Raw genomic sequence first — 18,414 nt, forward strand, 5'->3', positions numbered from 1 at the left:
GCGGCGGTTCGGTAGGACGCCTAGCACTTTCATTTATTGGATGATTGCCAGGTTTTCATGAACGTTAGGTTTATGACCAAATGCTTAGGTGTTCGCCTTGCCTTTTTTATTCGGTTTTCGGGCGTTCGATTATTTCTATTGCATTACCGTCAAAATCTCGGCAAAACAATGCTTGGCGTCCGGAAATGCTCAATGTATATCGAAAGCCGCTGTCATCGAGTGCTTCCTTGACAGGAGATAGGTCCGAACATGTTAATGCAACATGGCGGTCCCTTCCTCCATGAGTCGGTCGGCCAGAGATTGGATCAGGATTTTCCAATTCCAGTAAATGAATTTGCTGTTCGCCAAGTTGAAGCCAAGCGCCCGGGAATGGAAGATTCGGCCGTTCTGTTTGCTGAAGTCCTAATATGTCCCGGTAAAAATGCAAGGACTTTTCGGTATCGGAGACGATAAGACTAATATGGTGGATGGCAAGGTTAAATTTGGACATAGTCGTTTTGGGTTGGTTGTCGTTGAAACGATTATACTTCGCTTGGCTTTATTGTTGGAGGATATAGCAAAGCTATTTTATTCGGCGTTTACAAGGTAAGGCTTTTGCTACAAATAATTTCCTGGAATTAAGAAATTTGCAGTCGGTTTGGTTACTTTTTAACTGAGCGTCATTATTTGATCCATATACATAGAAAAAGCATTTCACCATGAAGATCATGAAGAATAACAAGTTAATTCAATAACTTGTTACACGTTTGTATAAAACTTTTGCTCACCCGATAGGTTAGCGAGGATACTCAGGCAACCTTTTGGCTTACTTAATGAACTTCATGGTTAAACTGCCGATTTTAGGATATAGGTTTTTTGATCTCTTACCTAACGATTATGAAGGCCCGGCAATCATCCCCGGCAAAGGAAAGTACGATGCGTGAAGGAGAGCTCGGTTACCCTCCCTAGAGGAAGCGCCAAGGATGGCGTGAATGCAGATTTTGCATGGAGCAAAAATCTGGCCTGCTGGCGACATACTTGCTTGCCAAGCCCCACACCCTAAAATCGGCGAAACTGCTCAAACTGGGAATTGCTGGACGGGCACCCCTGCGCCGAATTTTGATCTGCGATGAGTGTATATAAAGGGCGTAATGCCGAAATTCGATGAAGTGCGTTGGTTTATGCGTTTAAAGGCTCATCCTTTCATTACACGCTGTATTTATTGGACAATTCCTCGATAAGTTCGGTTTTTTTTCTAATGAATTGTTCAATCAAAGCTTTTAGCTTATCGAAATGACGCTCAGTTTCGAGGAAGTTTTTCGAGATTAAATTTTGCTCTAATGTTAATGCCAGTTGACGGATATCTGTTAAACCGCAGAAACTGACCGAACCGTGCAGCTTATGTGTGACCGATAAAGCTTGTTGCCATTGTCGATGGCGTAATGAGGTTTGTATCGATGCTAGTTGTTGAGGGAGCTCCTCGCATAGTTTGTTTAAGATGGTTAATGCCAATTCTCGGTCATAAGCGGTTTTAGCGAGAAGTTGTTGCGCATAGCCGGTTTGCTTTAGAGAGCCGCTCAAATTTAGTGAGTCGCTTAAAGCCTCTCGAGGAGAGTCGGGGCGCCAAAGTGCGACAATTTCTTCTAATTGCTCAGCTAAAATCGGTTTAATAAGGCATTCGTCGAAGCCAAGGGCAATGATGTCTTGGCATTGGCTAGGCAAAGCGTGCGCCGTGACGGCGACAATTGGAGTATCCTTATTCGGGTTTTCGGTATGCCGAATGGTTTCAATTAATTCAAAGCCGTTATGGCCCGGCATTTGTAAGTCTAGAAAAACCAGGTTAAATCGTTCGCTCTTCAGATAATTAAAGGCTTCGATACCATCTTTTGTCGCGATAATTTGTTCGCAATGATCTTGCAATTGATTGACCAACAGTAGGCGGTTAATGGAATTATCGTCGGCGATTAAAATTGAAAATTTATGGGGAGATATAGAGTGTTTTGATTGCTCTTCGGGATTTGTCTTATTCCATGGGGGTGGGCGAACTGTGACTGAGCCTCCGATTTCGTTAGTGTTGCCGCTGCGGTCATTTTGCTTAAGGCGCCGATAAGCCGCTAAGGCGACTAATCCTGCTGCTAATGTCGAGACCAATCCGATTAGCGCGCTGATCTTGATCCGGTTAAGCGATTGTGTCATCGAGATTTTTTGGGGCGGTTCAATGAGAGCTTGTTTTGCGTAGTTGTTCCGTACTGCTTGATATTCCGCGAACAACATGCCGGTTTGAGCGAGGTTGCTCATAACTGTTGGTAACAGCGCTATGATGAGGATATTTTTTAGTAAAAAAGTTTTTTTCACTGCGGAAAGGCCAAAAGTAAAAATAAATTTGCGTATTTTAGTAAATGCTAATATTCTCTGGGTAACGCCGGTTCCATGTATTTTTATCGAATGTGTGCGTTTAAATGGTAACGATATGAGTTCCGTTCAAGCCGGTGTATCTTTGAATCGACGCAGCGATGTGTCGTCATTTTCAATGACATGCGGTTATTGAAAATGCTATTGATTGGGAATTTGTTTTCCCAAGACCAAAAACGGAAACGTCTATGTTTTCTGAATTAAACCAAATTGATCGAAATGAATAACAAGAATAATAGTGCATTTTGATCCAACACGAGGAGAAATTTATGGCTAGAATTGTAGTATTAGGTGCCGGTATCGGTGGTGTTCCGATGGCCTATGAAATGAAAGAATTGGTTAAAAATAATCATACGGTCACCGTGATATCCGATTCCCCGACGTTTCATTTCGTACCTTCGAATCCTTGGGTGCCGCCGAAATGGCGTAAACCGGAAGATCTGAAAATCGAATTAGCTCCGATTATGCAGAAAAAAGGCATCGAATTCATTCAAAAAGCGGCTGTAAAGGTCGATCCTCCCAACAATCAAATTCATTTAAACGACGGTACTGCGGTCGATTACGATTATTTAGTGATTGCAACCGGCCCCCGCCTTGCCTTCGACGAGGTGCCGGGGCTAGGTCCGGAAGGTTATACAACTTCGGTCTGTCATGTCGATCATGCTGCCGTGGCTGCTCAGGATTGGGATAAATTTATGGAAGATCCAGGTCCGATCATTGTCGGCGCTGTGCAAGGCGCATCTTGTTTCGGCCCCGCTTATGAATATTTGATGATCCTAGAGACCGAGCTGCGTAAACGCAAAATACGCGACAAGGTGCCAATGACCTTCGTTACGTCGGAGCCTTACATCGGGCATTTAGGCCTAGGAGGTGTCGGTGACACCAAAAGCATGTTAGAAAGCGTGCTGAGAGAGAGAACGATCAAGTGGGTGACTAACGCGAAAGTTGATCGTATCGAACAAGGCATGATGTATGTGACAGAAGTCGATGACGCCGGCAACGAGAAGAAAAAGCATGAGTTGCCATTCAAGCATTCCATGATGTTACCGGCGTTTACCGGAGTTGATGCAGTGCGTAATTGCGGTGTCGAAGGCTTGATGAATCCGCGGGGGTTTGTCATCGTCGATGAATATCAGCGCAATCCGACGTTTAAGAATATTTATTCGGTCGGCGTTTGTGTGGCGATTCCACCGGTCGAAAAAACACCGGTCACCACAGGTACTCCGAAAACCGGTTACATGATCGAGTCTATGGTAACCGCGACCGCGCACAATATTCGTGATGAATTGGCCGGAAAAGAGCCTTCCGACAAACCGAGTCTGAGTGCATTGTGTCTGGCCGATTTGGGCGATACCGGAGTTGCATTTTTGGCGGTACCGCAAATACCGCCGAGAAATACGACTTGGTCGAAAAAAGGGAAATGGGTGCACCTGTCCAAAATCATTTTCGAAAAATATTTCATGCGCAAAGTCAGAAAAGGCATTAGCGAGCCGTTTTATGAAAGAATGATGCTGAAGTTTATGGGTATTGTACGTCTTAAATAAAGAGGAGACGAATCATGAGTATCGATCGTTTAGTGATGGCATTTGCCGGTAGTTTTATATTACTGAGTCTGCTTTTGGCGCATTTTCATTCACCGAACTGGTTATGGTTTACCGCATTTGTCGGTGCGAACTTATTGCAAGCGTCATTTACCGGGTTTTGCCCGTTGGCGATGATATTGAAAAAATTCGGTGTGAAGCCGGGATGTGCATTTTAGGAACGAAGATTCGAAATGCCAGGGAAGGGAGTATTCCCTATTATTAGGTTACCCACTTAACGCGGGACAGATTAAGGTTATACCCCTCCTCGTAGATCAAAATTCGGCGCCGGGGAGCCCGTCAAAGGACGCCGTGAAACGTCCATGTAGGCTCTACCAACATCCATGCTGGCAAAGCCTTTGCTAGACACCCCGGTGCCTCCTTAGGCACTGCCGAGATTTGAAGTGCGAAAGGTATAATCCGTTCGTAGTGAGCCTGTCGAACCATGGGCGGATTAACTATCCACCCTTCGACAGGGCTTTCCTGAGCGCAGCCGAAGGGCTCAGGGTGAAGGGTTAATCCTTAGTGCTTTTATCAAGCCTTAAGTGGGATGTCCTTTTATACACACGCCTGTTTTGGCCGTGTATTCAATGAGTGGTTAATCTGTCGAGGCTCTTTTCAGTGTTAGATTATTAATGTAAGTGATTGATATATTAATGCGAAAGGGTTTTGTGTAAAAAGTAGTCAATTTAAAAAAGTTGTAACAAATATGAGGCGTTAAGAAACGAGTCATCAAGTTACTCACAGACTTATCCACAGGTTTTGTGAATAACTTTTCAAAAGGTTGCACCTATTTGAGAAAAAATCCGCCTAACATCCCCGCGCTTCAAATTTCGGCAGTGCCGGAGGAGGCCTCGGGGTGCTCGATAAAGGCTTTGCCAGCATGGAGCTGGCATAGAGCCTACATGGACGTATTTACGGCGTCCTTTAACGGGCACCCCGAGGCCGAATTTTCATCTACGATGAGTATAATACCGGCAGCGAAACATTATTTAAGATACCGTTGGCGTTATAACCGGGCTATAAACGCTTTTAATAGCTTGGCGGTATCGGCCATTCCTTTGTGTAGATTTTGTTCGATTTCAGCCATGGTGATTTCGCCTTCTGTTTTTCCCGCTGCCCAATTTGCAACGACCGCAAGCGCAGCATAGTCGATGCTCTGCTCTTTGGCTAGAGCGGCTTCCGGCATGCCGGTCATGCCGACTAAGTCGCAACCGTCACGTTCCATGCGTTGGATTTCAGCGGTGCTTTCAAGTCGTGGGCCTTGTGTGCAGCCGTATGTGCCTGTTGGCGTGACTGAAATCTGTGCACTTGCTGCAGCAGAGATCAGTTTTTCCCGTAATTGTGCCGAATAAGGGCTAGTGAAGTCGATATGCGTGACTTCCTCGAGATCTTCTTCGAAAAAGGTGTGCTTACGTCCATAGCTATAGTCAATGATTTGATCGGGCACCGCGATATGAGCGGGAGCCATTTTCGACGTAATACCTCCGACCGCAGCCACAGCGATGATTTGTTGGGCGCCGAGTTCTTTGAGTCCCCAGATATTCGCGCGGTAATTGATTTTATGAGGCGGGATCGTATGCGGGTCGCCATGTCTGGCTAGAAAGACGACGGTTTTTTCATCAAGCTCGCCGATGACGTAATCGGCCGATGGTATGCCAAAAGGCGTTTCGATAGGTTTTCGGTCGATGATTTTCAAACCTTCAAGGCGAGTCAAGCCGGTTCCGCCGATGATCGCTAACTGTGTCATAGTGATTGTCCTAGTCGATTAAGTTATCCTGACAAGCGTAAATACCCGGCATGTTGCGAAGATAGCCTTTGTAGTCCATTCCATAGCCGAACAAGTAGCGATCTTCCACCGATAGGCCGACAAAATCGGCTTGAACCGGTTTTTCGCGGTCTAAAATCTTATCGACCAATACCGCACTGTAGACAGAGGTCGCGCCTTCCGATAAACAATATCGGTAGATCGCCTCCAGCGTGATGCCTTCGTCTAAAATGTCGTCGACGATTAGAACCGTTCTGCCTTGCAGCGGCGTTCTCGGTTTTAAGACCCATTCGATGGTGCTGCCGGATGTTTGGTTTTGATAGCGACTGGCATTTATCGCGTCGACGGTCAAGGGAATGGTCAAACGAGTCAAGAGTTCGCCGCCGATGACCAAACCCCCGTTCATGACGCATAGAAAAATAGGGTTTCTATCCGCCAGAAGCAGGTTGATTTTATGAGCCATGTTGTCGATGGCCGCGTCGACTTCCTGTTTGTCGTGCAGTAGGTCGGCGGTTGATTGGACGTGGTCGATTTCTTCAAGCATATTCATTGGAAAGTTGGGCGATTTGTTGTGATATTTGTTGCCATTGGGTTGATGCTTGGAGCATTGCTCGGGTCATTTTGGGTTTGCCTCGCATCGCATTAAGCCGTTGTGTTCTTAGCGGATCGCTTTTGATCGGTACGCTGTCGAGCACTTTTTCGGCCGCTTTGGGATTATTGCAAACTAATAGCATATCGCAACCGGCTTGTTGGGCCAGTTTCGCGCGTTCGGAAAAATCGCCGGCAATTGCTGCGCCTTCCATGTTTAGGTCGTCGCTAAATATAGCGCCGTTGAAATAAAGTTCGCGCCGTAAGATGTTTTGCAGCCATTTTTCGGAGAATCCTGCAGGCATTTCGTCGACGGCGGGGTAAACGACATGCGCGGGCATGACGGCTTCCAAGCCTTGTTCGATCAATAATTTAAATGGGACTAAGTCCTTAGTTCGGATTTCGCTTAATTCCCGTTCGTCTACCGGTAATGCTATATGCGAATCGGCAGCTACCGCGCCGTGCCCAGGGAAATGCTTGCCGGTTGCGGACATGCCGGCCGATCGCATGCCTTTGCGAAAGCTGGCTGCCAATTGAGCTGTCAGTTGTGGGTCGGTCGAGAATGATCGGTCGCCGATGACTTCGCTGATGCCGCAATCGACATCAAGTACGGGAGCGAAGCTAAAATCAATGCCGACGGACAGCATCTCTGACGCCATTAGCCAACCTGCAGCTTCAGCGAGTTCGGGTCGTTCACGATAATAACTGGCCGGCGGTAAGCGCGTAAAGCCTTGTTTTAATCGTTGTACACGCCCGCCTTCCTGATCAACGGCGATGAGTATGGGACCTTTGCGGGCATTGCGAATACTGTCGATCAAAGCGATAAGTTGTTCGGGTGATTCGTAATTGCGGGAAAAAAGAATCACTGCGCCGGTGTTGGGGTGATGGATCTTTTCTTGTTCATGGGCAGTTAAAGTCAAGCCTTCAACATCGATCATGATGGGGCCGATTGCGGAATTAGTGGTCATGTTTCCGAGATAACATTGTTAATTAAAAAAGTGAAACTGGCTTATACTTAAGCGATTATTGATTGATCGGGAGTTAAGCGTGCGTTTTTTATTGTTATTTTGCGGGTTAATCTTCTCCGGCTGGGTTTTGGCCCAGGATGCAGCCGACAATGCGCAGCCGGCCATAGAATATTTGGAAATGTCGCCTAAGTTTACCGTGAATTTGGACGTTCCCCGAAAATATTTATTGATCAATGTGCAATTGATGGTCGAGGGTAAGGATAATATGGAAAAAATAAAAAAACATTTACCTGCGCTGAGACACGAATTAATTATGTTATATAGCGGGCGCAACGCCAACGAACTGGGGACCAAGGAGCAAAGGGAGGCCTTGCGCCTGGAAAGTGTCGAAGCCGTTAGGAATGCACTCAATAAATATGATAATAGCGACGGCTTTAGAGATTTGTTTTTTTCCGAGTTTTTGGTTAATTAGTTTAGATCTATACCCATCACAGATCAAAATTCGGCACCAGGGTGTCCGTCAAAGGACGCCGTGAATACATCCCTGTAGGCTTTATGCCAGCTCCATGCTGGCAAAGCCTTTGCTGCACAACCCTGGCGCCTCCTCAGGCACTGCCGAAATTTGAAGTTCGAAAGGTATACCTTGTTAAAATATCGTCGAATGCCGTTTTAATCTTTGGTAACAGCTCTGCAAGTTGGTGTTCCGTGTAAGGAACGGCGTCGAATTTCCCCCAGACCGGGGCCGGCCATGCTTTATCCGAGCGATAGCGAACAATGTGATGAATATGCAGTTGCGGCACCAGATTACCGATCGCTGCCACATTCATTTTGTCGGCGTTGAATAGCCCGGCTAGTCTTTTTGCTATTTGGCACGACTCCTCTTGTAATAATGAGCGATCAGTGGGCGACAATTGATAAATTTCACGGATATCGCCAATTTCAGGTACTAAAATGAACCAAGGGTATTGACTGTCGTTCATTAGCAGTAGTTGGCATAATTCCAGGCGTCCGAGCCGGATGCAATCTCGTTGTAGTTGTGGATGTAGTTGAAAAGTCATAAGTTTAGACTTGAAATAAAAGCATAAAACGATGTAATGTTAACCTCCTATTCTAACTATAACTATAAGAAAAGGATAAGATTATGTCGGCGCAGTTATTTTCGAGCCAAGAGCGGGTAAGTGATTATGGGCTTAAGGTTTCTTTTCGGTTGTTATTAGGCTTGTATGCAATTATCCCTATTTGCTTAATAGCGGAATGGTTCGATATTTTACTTTGGCAAGGTGGTTTGCGAGAGATTTTGCCGAGCCGTCCAGAGCATTTCCTGTTATTCCAGTTGTTGTTCGGAACGCCGCATATTATTGCCAGCGCGTTGATTCTCACCACTAATCGCGAATACTTCGGGTATTACCGGCATCGAATCATGATGATGACGTTGTGGCTTGCGGTATTCTTCGGTATCGGCAGTCTATTTATTCCTTATCGCGTATTTTATATTATGGTTGCGGCTTGGACGGTCTACCATGTACTTAAGCAGCAGCACGGTATTGCGCGAGGAGTTTGTAAGCTTCCGGTATGGTCTTATCGTTTGTTGTTGGGGTTGAGTGTTGCCGCAGGTCTATTGATTTATCTCGGTATTTTTCTCAAGAATAGCTTAGAGCCTGAGCAAAATGAGTGGATTAGGCATGTCGCTGGTACCTTAACTTTAGTGCTGTTATTAGCGACTACTTTGTGTCAGCGCTATGTAACGACAGGGTTCGGCAAACTGTTTCTTTGGGCTAATACCATGCTTGTAGTAAGCACTTACTATTTATTCGTTCAGCAATACTATTTTCTGGCGATTTTGGTGCCTCGATTGGTGCATGATGCGACGGCTTATGTTTTTTATGTGACTCATGATTATAATCGTCATGGTCGGCAAGCCCGGAATTTTATCTATCGTTGGGCGCAAGCATGCAATATACCGGTGCTTTTGGTTTTACCGCTGTTGTCTTTTGGGGTTGCTCTCCTTCTGCAGCAATACGGAGACGCAGCTGTCGAGTTTCTGACCGAGTTCTTATTCGGCGTGGAAATTCGTAAGGCGGTCAGTTTAGGTGTGATTGGCTATTTAGCTTTACTGCATTACTATACCGAGGCATTTACCTGGAAGAACGATTCACCTTACCGAAAGTTTATTGCTTTTTCAAAATGAACTCGGCGAATTCGTTTTCTTCATGGTCTTCAGGATGAAATGCTTTCTCTAGGTTTATTGTAAGGATAGGATCAATAATAGTTTTCCTATGCTAACCCCCCCCTCTCCCTGAGGGAAAGGGAGTAAAATGCGGAAGTTATTTTTAACGGGATATGAAGGTTTGTGCTGCCGGTTGACTGGTCAAGGTATGGGACTAATCTTTCAGCGTAAAACCGACTTTAATCGTGACTTGCCAGTGCGCCACTTTGCCTTGGTCGATATGCCCGCGGGTTTCGACGACTTCCAGCCAGCGCAAATCATGGAGAGTTTTCGCCGCTTTTTCGACGGCTTTTTCGATGGCGTCTTGTATGCTGACCGATGATGAGCCGGTCAATTCGATTTTTTTGTAAATATGGTCAGACATGGTGTGTTCCTCGCTGTTGATAAAGGTGGTCTAATTCTTTTAGCCTTTGCGGCGTTCCGATATCCATCCAGAAACCGTTAAATATTTCACCCGACACCCTGTTTAGACGCATGGCTTCGCGTAAAATCGGCGCCAGTTTGAGGATACCTTTTCGGTTCTCGGCGAATAAGGCCGGATGATAAAGCCCGATACCGCTGAACGTATATTTTTCGGCGGCATGATCGCATAACAGATCGCCGTTAAATCCGAAATCGCCTGAGGGGTGATGTTCGGGGTTGTTGACTAAAACCAAATGCGCAAGATCGATTTCGCGTTGTTTGAGCGTTTTAAATGGAAAATTCGTTGCAATATCGCCGTTTACGACTAGAAAGGGTTTATCGTCCAGCAATGGCAAGGCATGGATAATGCCTCCTGCTGTTTCCTGCGGTGTTTCGCCCTCGTCCGAATAAACGATGGTAACGCCGAATCGGCGGCCATCGCCCAGGTAGTCGATGATTTGGCTTCCCAAGTGCGCCACATTGACTACAATATCGCTAAAATCCGCATCACGCAAATTCTCCAGCAAATGCACAATAAGCGGTTTACCGCCTACCATCAATAAAGGCTTGGGCTGGCGGTCGGTTAAAGGGCGCATTCTTTCGCCGCGGCCCGCCGCCAGAATCATTGCTTTCATGTCTTACTCCGGAAAGCCGGCAGAACTTGCCGGTTTAGGAAGTCTGCAAATTCGGATAGTTCGGGATAGTGGGTGCTGGTTTCGGTAACATAATTTATTGTTCGAGGAATATCATTAAGATAAGCGGATTTTCCGTCTCGTAAGTGTAATCTCGCGAAAATACCGATGGCTTTTAAGTGACGCTGTAAACCCATTAGGTCGAACCAACGTTTGAATTGCGCTTGGCTGCAGTCGATTATTCCATGTTGAAGAAGGCGCTGAAAATAACCGTTTCTCCAATGATCGATTTGCGCTTTCGGCCAACTGATATAGCAATCTTTCAGCAGCGATACCAAATCGTAGGTGACCGGGCCTATTACCGCATCCTGGAAATCGATTATTCCAGATTTGCCGTTGCCTAGGTTCATCAGGTTGCGCGAATGATAGTCTCGGTGCACGAAGGTTAAAGGTTGTTCTAAGGCTGAATTAATCAGTAATTCATTGACTTCGATTCTGAGCGTTTCGGGGATGGTGGTGTTCAGGAAATGCGAAGTAAACCATTCCTCGAAAATACCTAGTTCCCGAATAAGCAGCGGTCGATCGTAATGAGGTATTTCAAGGTTGTCGAGCGCAATGAGCGTTTGTTGTTGAAACAAGCTGTCTAGGGCGTATTGATACAGGTAGTCCGCGTTCGATGGTTTAAGGCAGTCCAAATAGCAAGTTTTACCGAAGTCTTCCAGTAATAAAAAGCCGTGTGCGAGGTTCGATTGAAAAATTGTCGGCACATGGATTCCGGGAACAGACAAAAGCTTGGCGACCTTGATAAACGCCTCGATATTTTCTTTGTCGGGTGGCGCGTCCATGACAATGTAAGTCGTCCCTTGTGAGTATATTCTGAAATAGCGACGAAAACTGGCATCACTCGATGCCGGTTCAAATCGGTCAATGGCTAGCGACAGATCGTTCGATAGCCAATCGAGCATTAAAGCGGCTCGAGGGTCTTCGTTGGTCATAATTGGATGGGATTCTTTAAGTTATATTGCTGGAGTAAATTAAGGTAGAATGTCCATTCGGCATTTTATTCTATTTAAGCCCAATCAAGCCATACTTACTCCCATACTTACCTATGCACTGCCGCATCATTTTATTGTTTTTCTTATTGGTTAGCTCGACTTGTTCTCAGGCGAATGAGCCGGCGTGGGATTGTGAGCAAAACGGCAGCGGAGAATGGGTTTGCGGAGCCGATGAACCGATTGCTAAAAGCCCAAAGCCTATTACGGTTTCGGAGAGCGCTGATGCGGCGGGGAGTTCTGTTGTTACGCAAAAAAGCGTTCCTAGTCCCGACAAGGTTGCGAAAAATCCCCAGGGAGCGAATGAGCAAAATCAAGCGCCGCAGGAGATTATTCAGTTAGAGCCGCCGCGCAAAATCGCAAGAGCCGCAGGATGGGATTGCGCTGCCGGAGAAGGAGATGAAACTTGGAATTGTAGTCTGACCGGTACCGATCCGAAAGGCAAGCCTCGTGTGATGCCGGATGAGAGGCGTAGTTTCAGTTTATTGTCGCCGGCTTTCGATCATGAGCAGGAACTGAATTTCGATATTATGCATTCGCAATTGCCTTACGATCCTTGGGAAAATTGCACGACATCATTAGGCGCTCCGCCCGGGTTTTTATCGACCAAAGACCTACGGGACGAGACGCCTATGGATATTCGGGCCGATTATTCGGAAATTTTCGATAATGAAATTACCGGTTTTTTCGGTAATGTTGATATTGTTCGGGCCGATCAACGTATGGCCGCGGACACCATGCATTACGATACCGTATCGCAAACTCTCGATGCGCAAGGACACGTTTATTACAGTGAAGACGCGCTGTCTTTATACAGTGATACGATGATGTTGAAACTGGCAAGCGATGAAGCCCGGTTGCGTAATACTCTGTTCATTTCGCCGACGACGCCGCTGAGAGGCAGCGCACGAACCGTCTACCGGGATAGCAAGGTTTTATCTCGTTATAATGAAGTCGCGTTCACAAGTTGTAAGCCCGGCAATACCGATTGGGTTTTACATGCATCGGACTTAAAGCTGAACAAGGAAAGCGGCGAAGGTTCGGCTAAACATGCTTGGCTCGAGTTTAAAGGCGTGCCGGTGATCTATACGCCTTATATCAGTTTTCCGCTCGATGATCGCCGCAAATCCGGGTTTTTAGCGCCGAATTTGTCCGTCAACAATAGAAACGGCTACGATGTCGCATTGCCTTATTATTGGAATATTGCTCCTAATTACGACTTGACCTTTCGTCCTAGGTACATGACAAGTAGAGGAATGCAGTGGGGCGGCGACTTTAGGCATTTGTCCGAAATGACCAACAGCCGCTTGCAATTTGAAGTGTTGCCGGATGATCAAATACGAAATAAAACGCGATATCTCGCCGGCATTCAAAATACTACAACATTTCTGCCGAATTTGATTTCAACGGTCGATGCGAGCTATGTCTCAGACGACGATTATTTCGACGATATGGGTAACAGTATTACGATTAACGATACTCGTTTTTTAAGAAGCCATGCTGACATTCGGTATAATCTGCCGGGTGTATCGTTCTTTTCGCAGCTCGAAAACTTTCAGACGACGGATAGAACCATTCCTAAAGAGTTTCAGCCCTATCGCCGCCTGCCTCAAGCAAAGCTGGATTTAAATCATTCGTTCGACTTTATGCCTCTAGACGTTTCCATGGGGTCCGAATATGTTTATTTTCAACAAGACCAGCGCGTAAGCGGTCAACGTTTCAACATCGAGCCGGCTGTCGCCGTTCCGCTAGAAGCGGCGGGTGTTTATTTAACACCAAAATTGTCGCTCAAACACACTCAATATATGTTGGAGAATCAGGAGGAAGGTAGGCCTAGGCCCGATAGCATTACTCGTACCTTGCCGATATTTTCGGCCGATACCGGGTTTACGCTGGAACGGGAATTCGGCGCAGGCGCATCGTCTTATATGCACACGATTGAGCCGCGTTTGTTTTATCTCTATATTCCGTATAAAGACCAGAGCGATATTCCGTTGTTCGATACCGGAGAATACGACTATAACTTCTACAGTCTATTCCGGGAAAATCGCTTCAGCGGCTCCGATAGGGTTCAGGATGCCAATCAAGTGACGGCGGCTTTGACCAATCGAATCATCGATCCGCGAACAGGTCGCGAAAACATGAGGCTTAGCATCGGCGAAATTTTTTATTTCCGAGACCGTTTGGTGCAACTTGATGACCCAAGAGGAAGTACTGATATTTTCGGTAATCCGCGATTAGTAAATCAACAATCTCCGACCAATAGTTTCGCTAATTTAATTGCCGAATTCAGTGCGCAATTGACCGAGCATTTGTCCTTAAGGACAGCGGGGCAGTGGGATCATGCGCAAAACGACCTAACCCGAGGCGAAGTGGCGTTGCGGTATACGAATAAGCCCGAGCAGTTGGTTAATTTAGGGTATCGTTTTCGCCAGGATTTAACGGAAGTGACGGATGTCTCTTTTCGCTGGCCGATCTATGATAATTGGTATGCGGTTGGGCGATGGCAGTATTCAATGTTGTTTGATAGAACGGTGGAAAGTTTCGCAGGCTTTGAAAAAGAAAGTTGTTGTTGGCGTTTTAGGATCATCGGGCGGCGTTATATTAATAGTATTAATGTGTTTGCCGGGCAAGAGCCGACCGGCGAAGCGCAAACCGGCGTATTTGTTCAGCTGGAATTGAAAGGCTTAACGGCATTCGGCGACCGGTTGGATGAATTTTTCGAACGAAATATCTACGGCTATGTCAGACCGCAATAAACTGACTGATTGTTAACCATGAAAAAGCATTTTATCAGCGGCGTTTTGATCGCATTAATAAGTATCTCCGTACCGGTTTTCTCGCAGACACTGGATCGTATCGTTGCAATTGTCGAAGATGATGTGATCCTTGACGCAGAATTGCAAGCGGAAGTCGATGTCATCGCGCAACGCATTAAGGCAAGTAACGCGGTAGTGCCGCCGTCGTATATTTTGCGCAAGCAAGTGCTCGAAAAATTGATTATCGAAAAGCTGCAGCGACAGTTGGCGGAAAGGTCCGGCATCGCATTGAATGATGAAATGTTGGCCAGTGCCGCAGCAGACATCGCGCGCAGAAATAATATGACGCCGGCACAATTTCGTGTCGAACTGGAAAAGCAGTCGATTTCTTATCGCAGTTTTTTGGAAAACCTGCGTAACGAAGTCATCATCAATCAGTTGCGGGGCAGGGAAATCGGCAGCCGCGTTAATGTCAGCGATCGGGAAGTCGAACATTTTCTTGAAACCGAAAGCAAACTCGGCGGCGAAGCCACTCAATACCATTTAGGGCATATTCTGGTGGCGATTCCGGAAGGCGCTTCGTCGGCAGTGATACAAAAAGCCAAACAAAAAGCCGAAGAAATTATTCAGGATTTACGGGGTGGGCGGGATTTCGTGCAGGTGGCGATGAGTCAATCCGATGGCAGCGAAGCCTTGACCGGCGGGGATTTAGGATGGCGCTCGATTAATCAAGTGCCGACTTTATTTGTCGATGAAGTGGGTGATATGAAGGAGGGCGATGTTTCGGACCCGATTCGAAGTCCCAGCGGTTTTCATGTCTTAAAAATGCTGGAGCTGAAAGGCGGCGATCAACAACATATCGTGACTAAAACGCATGTTCGTCACATATTGATCAAAACCAATGAACTGATTGACGATGATGAAGCGAAAAAAAGGCTGGATAACCTAAAACGTAGAATTGCCGATGGCGATAGTTTCGATGCGCTGGCCAGGGCGCATTCCGATGATAAGGGGTCCGCGCTTAATGGTGGAAGTTTAGACTGGGTGGCGCCCGGGGCGTTGGTTCCCGAGTTCGAGGAAGCAATGAATGCATTGGCGATCGACGAGATTAGTAAACCGGTTCAAACGCAATTCGGCTGGCATCTGATACAGGTGCTCGGCAGAAAGCAGCAAGACGATAGTGAGGACTACAAAAAGGAACAAGTAAGAGAAGCGATTCGCAAACGTAAGATCGAAGAAGAAACTGAATTATGGCTCCGGCGTTTGCGCGATGAAGCTTATGTCGAGGTATTTCATGATAGGCTTTGAATCGATGAGTTTTGCTAAGCGTCGAATGTTTAATTCATGACGCTTGATGATTTAGCAAGATAATCGCACGTTCAGTATCGAGACCTCAATGACTAAGGAAGACAGGATAATGCAGTGTTTAAGGCGTATTATCGAAACGCAAACATTGCATGAAGAGCGGCAAATAGTTCGTCATATAGCGGCTGAATTAAAGCTCGAGTTATTGGACTGCGCAGCCGCTTTGTTGCATATTCAACAACTTGAAGGCGGCATGCAAATTATTCCGGAAAGGGGCATGTTGGAGCGGTCTATTTCGGAAACAGTTTCCGTTATGCCAAAAATGGTTCGTTATCGATTGGCGGTCGGGCATAAACATGGCGCATCGAAAGAGGTAATCAAAGACGTGTTGGTCGATGAATCCGGTGTCGAAAGGAAAATGATCCGCCTTGTCGATATACGTAACGAATTTACTATTGTGGAATTACCGGAAGGCATGCCGGAGGATATTTTTCAACATTTGAAAACGATTGAGGTTCAACGGCAAAAGCTGGATATCAAAAGATTAAGCGCTAATTCGAATAAAAAAAGAGCAAGTAATGCGCGCCGGCGAAAAAAGCGTATGTCCCGTTTAGAGAGTAAGGACCCGAAAAGTCTTAATTGTAAAGAAATCGCCTAAGGGTTTTCTAATGTACCCAACCATCGTAGATCAAAATCCGGCGTCGGGGGTCGTCAAAGGACGCCGTGAGCCCAGCTTCTCACCTAGCGTTAGGAGAGGAACCCGGTGCCTCTTTAGGCGCTGCAGAAATTTGAAGTGCGAAAGGTATAATGACTAAAAAATATCAAAACAATGGCGAGACTGAAGTGGCAATAATGATGGCATAGGCTGTTAATGGACAGTCACTTACATTTAATTGTAAATGCTGTATCTTCAAGTCCTTCATGCTCTTCATGGTAAAAGATAAATAACTCTTTTTGGAGTTATAGCCCGCCTTAGGATTTCGTGATAAATAACGTCTTGGAACTATGAGCTTTGTTGAGGGTTCGGTAACTCGCTTTGCAGGACGCCGTGAATACGTCCGTGTAGGCTTGACCGCGGCGACTGATTGCCATGGATGGCATGAATGCAGATTTTGCAGGAGCAAAAAATCTGCCCTGCCGCCGACACCTGCCAATCGAGTTACCGAACTCTCCATAAAACAGGGAAGTTATTTACGACCAAATCCTTAATCGAGTTACAAATGGTCATAGAGCGATAAGTATTGTTTAGCACTACTATTCCACGAAAAGTCTTTCCTCATGGCATTGGTTTGCAGTTGTGTCCAAATTTCCGGGACTCTGTATAAAATCAACGCGCGCTTGATGGCCTCCAGTAGCGAACTGGGGGTCGATTCATTAAAAGTAATTCCGGTTGCCGTTTTGTTGTCAATCGTATGGGGTAGAGCATCGACTACAGTATCTGCTAGGCCGCCGGTTTTCCTTACGATCGGCAAAGTTCCATAGCGTTGACTATACATTTGGTTTAATCCGCAGGGCTCGAAGCGCGATGGCATCAAGAAAATATCGCTTCCCGCTTCTATCCAATGGGCCAATTGTTCATCGTAGCCGATAGTAATCGACATTTTTTCAGGGTAGGCTTCGGCAAAATTATATAAACGTTGTTCGAAGCTTTTGTTGCCGCTACCGAGTAATACAAATTGTACTGGCATACTTAATAATTCCGGCAAGCATTCTAATAGCAAGTCGATACCTTTTTGTTCAACCAAACGGCTAATTAATCCGAAAATGGGAATCGACGGCTCGAGAGGCAGTGAGAGCCGTTCTTGTAATGCGGCCTTATTGGGTTGTTTGTGATGGAGCGTTTTATAGCTGTAGCGCTGGACGATGTTGTTGTCGAATTCGGGATTCCAGTCATTGTCGGTTCCATTGAGTATACCGCATAGAAATTCCTTGCGATGGGTTAACAAGCCTTCTAGCCCGTAACCAAACTCGGATGATTGAATTTCTTTGGCATAGGTAGGACTTACCGTTGTTACTCGATCGGAGCAAGCAATGCCGCCTTTTAAAAACGACATGTTGCCGTAATACTCAAGTACATTTGGGTTCCAAAGTTGTCTTGGAAGATTAAGCGCATTGTAGGTCGAATAGGGAAAGATCCCTTGATAGGCCATGTTATGAATCGTAAAAATGGTTGCCGGGCGATTGTATTCCAGCGTTAACAAGGCGGGAACCAGGCCGCTTTGCCAGTCGTTGCAGTGGACGATTTCCGGTTTCCAATCTAAGTAGGCTCTGTTCATCGCGACTTCCACGGTTATGCGGCAGAACAGCGAAAAGCGATCGGCACTGTTTGCCCAGGCATTACCGTATTCATCGTGATAAGGATTGCCCGGGTAGTCAAAAAACTGGGGACAATCGATCAGCCATACAATTACTTTCGATTCCGGCAAGCGGGTTTCGAGAATATTGACATCGCAATTATTGATTCTCAGCGTACACCGATGTTGGACGTTTTCGGTTTTTTTTATAGCCTGATAGTTAGGTATGATGATACGGATATCCTGGCCTAGATCCGCCAAAGCCTTAGGTAAGCTGCTTGAAACATCCGCCAAGCCGCCGGTTTTTATTAAAGGGTGTGCTTCACTGGTAACAAAAAGAATTCGTTTCATAATTAAATTTAAAGGCAGTCAAAATTCGGTTCTAGGTATATTAAAGAATTGAGTTTACCGAGGTGGATTTCGCCAAAATAGCCGATTGAGTGTTTAT

The 18,414-nt window shown here is 46.1% G+C and carries 17 protein-coding genes; 7 read left to right on the forward strand and 10 right to left on the reverse strand.

What is annotated here, in order from left to right:
- Window positions 1-106 precede the first annotated feature (106 nt).
- Complete coding sequence (locus METBU_RS0118820; RefSeq protein ID WP_017842089.1) at window positions 107-490, reverse strand: VOC family protein; 384 nt, start codon at window positions 488-490, stop codon at window positions 107-109.
- A gap of 695 nt (window positions 491-1,185) precedes the next feature.
- On the reverse strand, window positions 1,186-2,277 hold the full coding sequence (locus METBU_RS0118830; protein WP_138767224.1) for a response regulator: 1,092 nt from the start codon (window positions 2,275-2,277) through the stop codon (window positions 1,186-1,188).
- A gap of 383 nt (window positions 2,278-2,660) precedes the next feature.
- Between METBU_RS0118830 and METBU_RS0118835 the strand changes: the two genes are divergently transcribed.
- Both METBU_RS0118835 and METBU_RS0118840 read left to right on the forward strand, forming a co-directional pair.
- A complete protein-coding gene (locus METBU_RS0118835) occupies window positions 2,661-3,935 on the forward strand; it encodes an NAD(P)/FAD-dependent oxidoreductase (protein WP_017842092.1) in 1,275 nt (424 codons plus the stop codon).
- Between the two features lie 14 nt (window positions 3,936-3,949).
- Window positions 3,950-4,150, forward strand: coding sequence for a YgaP family membrane protein (locus METBU_RS0118840; RefSeq protein WP_014149938.1), 201 nt, complete (start codon window positions 3,950-3,952; stop codon window positions 4,148-4,150).
- A gap of 830 nt (window positions 4,151-4,980) precedes the next feature.
- On the opposite strand, the gene METBU_RS0118845 is transcribed toward METBU_RS0118840, so the two are convergent.
- From METBU_RS0118845 to nagZ, 3 genes are read right to left on the reverse strand one after another with little or no spacing between them, the layout of a single operon-like run.
- Window positions 4,981-5,721, reverse strand: coding sequence for an S-methyl-5'-thioinosine phosphorylase (locus METBU_RS0118845; protein WP_017842093.1), 741 nt, complete (start codon window positions 5,719-5,721; stop codon window positions 4,981-4,983).
- A 10-nt stretch (window positions 5,722-5,731) separates the two neighbouring features.
- Window positions 5,732-6,283, reverse strand: a complete 552-nt coding sequence (locus tag METBU_RS0118850; protein WP_175421733.1) for a hypoxanthine-guanine phosphoribosyltransferase — start codon at window positions 6,281-6,283, stop codon at window positions 5,732-5,734.
- Window positions 6,276-7,295: a beta-N-acetylhexosaminidase gene (gene nagZ, locus METBU_RS0118855; protein WP_017842095.1), complete on the reverse strand. Its 1,020-nt coding sequence runs from the start codon at window positions 7,293-7,295 to the stop codon at window positions 6,276-6,278. Before nagZ ends, METBU_RS0118850 begins: the two co-directional genes overlap by 8 nt.
- Before the next feature lie 79 nt (window positions 7,296-7,374).
- Here nagZ and METBU_RS0118860 point away from each other — a divergent pair, with 79 nt between their 5' ends.
- Complete coding sequence (locus METBU_RS0118860) at window positions 7,375-7,767, forward strand: flagellar basal body-associated FliL family protein (protein ID WP_017842096.1); 393 nt, start codon at window positions 7,375-7,377, stop codon at window positions 7,765-7,767.
- 133 nt (window positions 7,768-7,900) lie between these two features.
- Here METBU_RS0118860 and METBU_RS24705 read toward each other — a convergent pair whose 3' ends face one another.
- On the reverse strand, window positions 7,901-8,353 hold the full coding sequence (locus METBU_RS24705) for an HIT domain-containing protein (RefSeq protein ID WP_051056255.1): 453 nt from the start codon (window positions 8,351-8,353) through the stop codon (window positions 7,901-7,903).
- 83 nt (window positions 8,354-8,436) lie between these two features.
- Between METBU_RS24705 and METBU_RS0118870 the strand changes: the two genes are divergently transcribed.
- A complete protein-coding gene (locus tag METBU_RS0118870) occupies window positions 8,437-9,483 on the forward strand; it encodes a hypothetical protein (protein ID WP_017842098.1) in 1,047 nt (348 codons plus the stop codon).
- 193 nt (window positions 9,484-9,676) lie between these two features.
- Here the strand turns inward: METBU_RS0118870 and METBU_RS0118875 are convergent, their stop codons facing one another.
- The 3 genes from METBU_RS0118875 to METBU_RS0118885 are packed head-to-tail and all read right to left on the reverse strand — an operon-like array spanning window position 9,677 to window position 11,551.
- Complete coding sequence (locus METBU_RS0118875) at window positions 9,677-9,886, reverse strand: dodecin (RefSeq protein WP_017842099.1); 210 nt, start codon at window positions 9,884-9,886, stop codon at window positions 9,677-9,679.
- Complete coding sequence (gene murU, locus METBU_RS0118880) at window positions 9,879-10,559, reverse strand: N-acetylmuramate alpha-1-phosphate uridylyltransferase MurU (protein WP_017842100.1); 681 nt, start codon at window positions 10,557-10,559, stop codon at window positions 9,879-9,881. The genes METBU_RS0118875 and murU overlap by 8 nt, the downstream gene beginning before the upstream one ends.
- The gene (locus METBU_RS0118885; protein ID WP_017842101.1) at window positions 10,556-11,551 is read right to left on the reverse strand and encodes an aminoglycoside phosphotransferase family protein; all 996 of its coding nucleotides are present in this window, start codon (window positions 11,549-11,551) and stop codon (window positions 10,556-10,558) included. The genes murU and METBU_RS0118885 overlap by 4 nt, the downstream gene beginning before the upstream one ends.
- Before the next feature lie 113 nt (window positions 11,552-11,664).
- Here METBU_RS0118885 and METBU_RS0118890 point away from each other — a divergent pair, with 113 nt between their 5' ends.
- The 3 genes from METBU_RS0118890 to METBU_RS0118900 all read left to right on the forward strand — a co-directional run bounded on the left by METBU_RS0118890 (window position 11,665) and on the right by METBU_RS0118900 (window position 16,330).
- Window positions 11,665-14,367 carry an LPS-assembly protein LptD gene (locus METBU_RS0118890; protein WP_017842102.1) on the forward strand — a complete coding sequence of 901 codons (2,703 nt, stop codon included), beginning with the start codon at window positions 11,665-11,667 and terminating at the stop codon, window positions 14,365-14,367.
- Window positions 14,368-14,385: 18 nt separating this feature from the next.
- Window positions 14,386-15,675, forward strand: coding sequence for a peptidylprolyl isomerase (locus METBU_RS0118895; protein WP_017842103.1), 1,290 nt, complete (start codon window positions 14,386-14,388; stop codon window positions 15,673-15,675).
- A gap of 88 nt (window positions 15,676-15,763) precedes the next feature.
- On the forward strand, window positions 15,764-16,330 hold the full coding sequence (locus METBU_RS0118900; protein ID WP_083877789.1) for a DbpA RNA binding domain-containing protein: 567 nt from the start codon (window positions 15,764-15,766) through the stop codon (window positions 16,328-16,330).
- A gap of 556 nt (window positions 16,331-16,886) precedes the next feature.
- Here METBU_RS0118900 and glgA read toward each other — a convergent pair.
- Window positions 16,887-18,317, reverse strand: a complete 1,431-nt coding sequence (gene glgA, locus METBU_RS0118905; RefSeq protein WP_017842105.1) for a glycogen synthase GlgA — start codon at window positions 18,315-18,317, stop codon at window positions 16,887-16,889.
- Between the last annotated feature and the right edge of the window lie 97 nt (window positions 18,318-18,414).

It is taken from the genome of Methylotuvimicrobium buryatense 5G, from assembly GCF_000341735.1.
Lineage (GTDB): Bacteria > Pseudomonadota > Gammaproteobacteria > Methylococcales > Methylomonadaceae > Methylotuvimicrobium > Methylotuvimicrobium buryatense.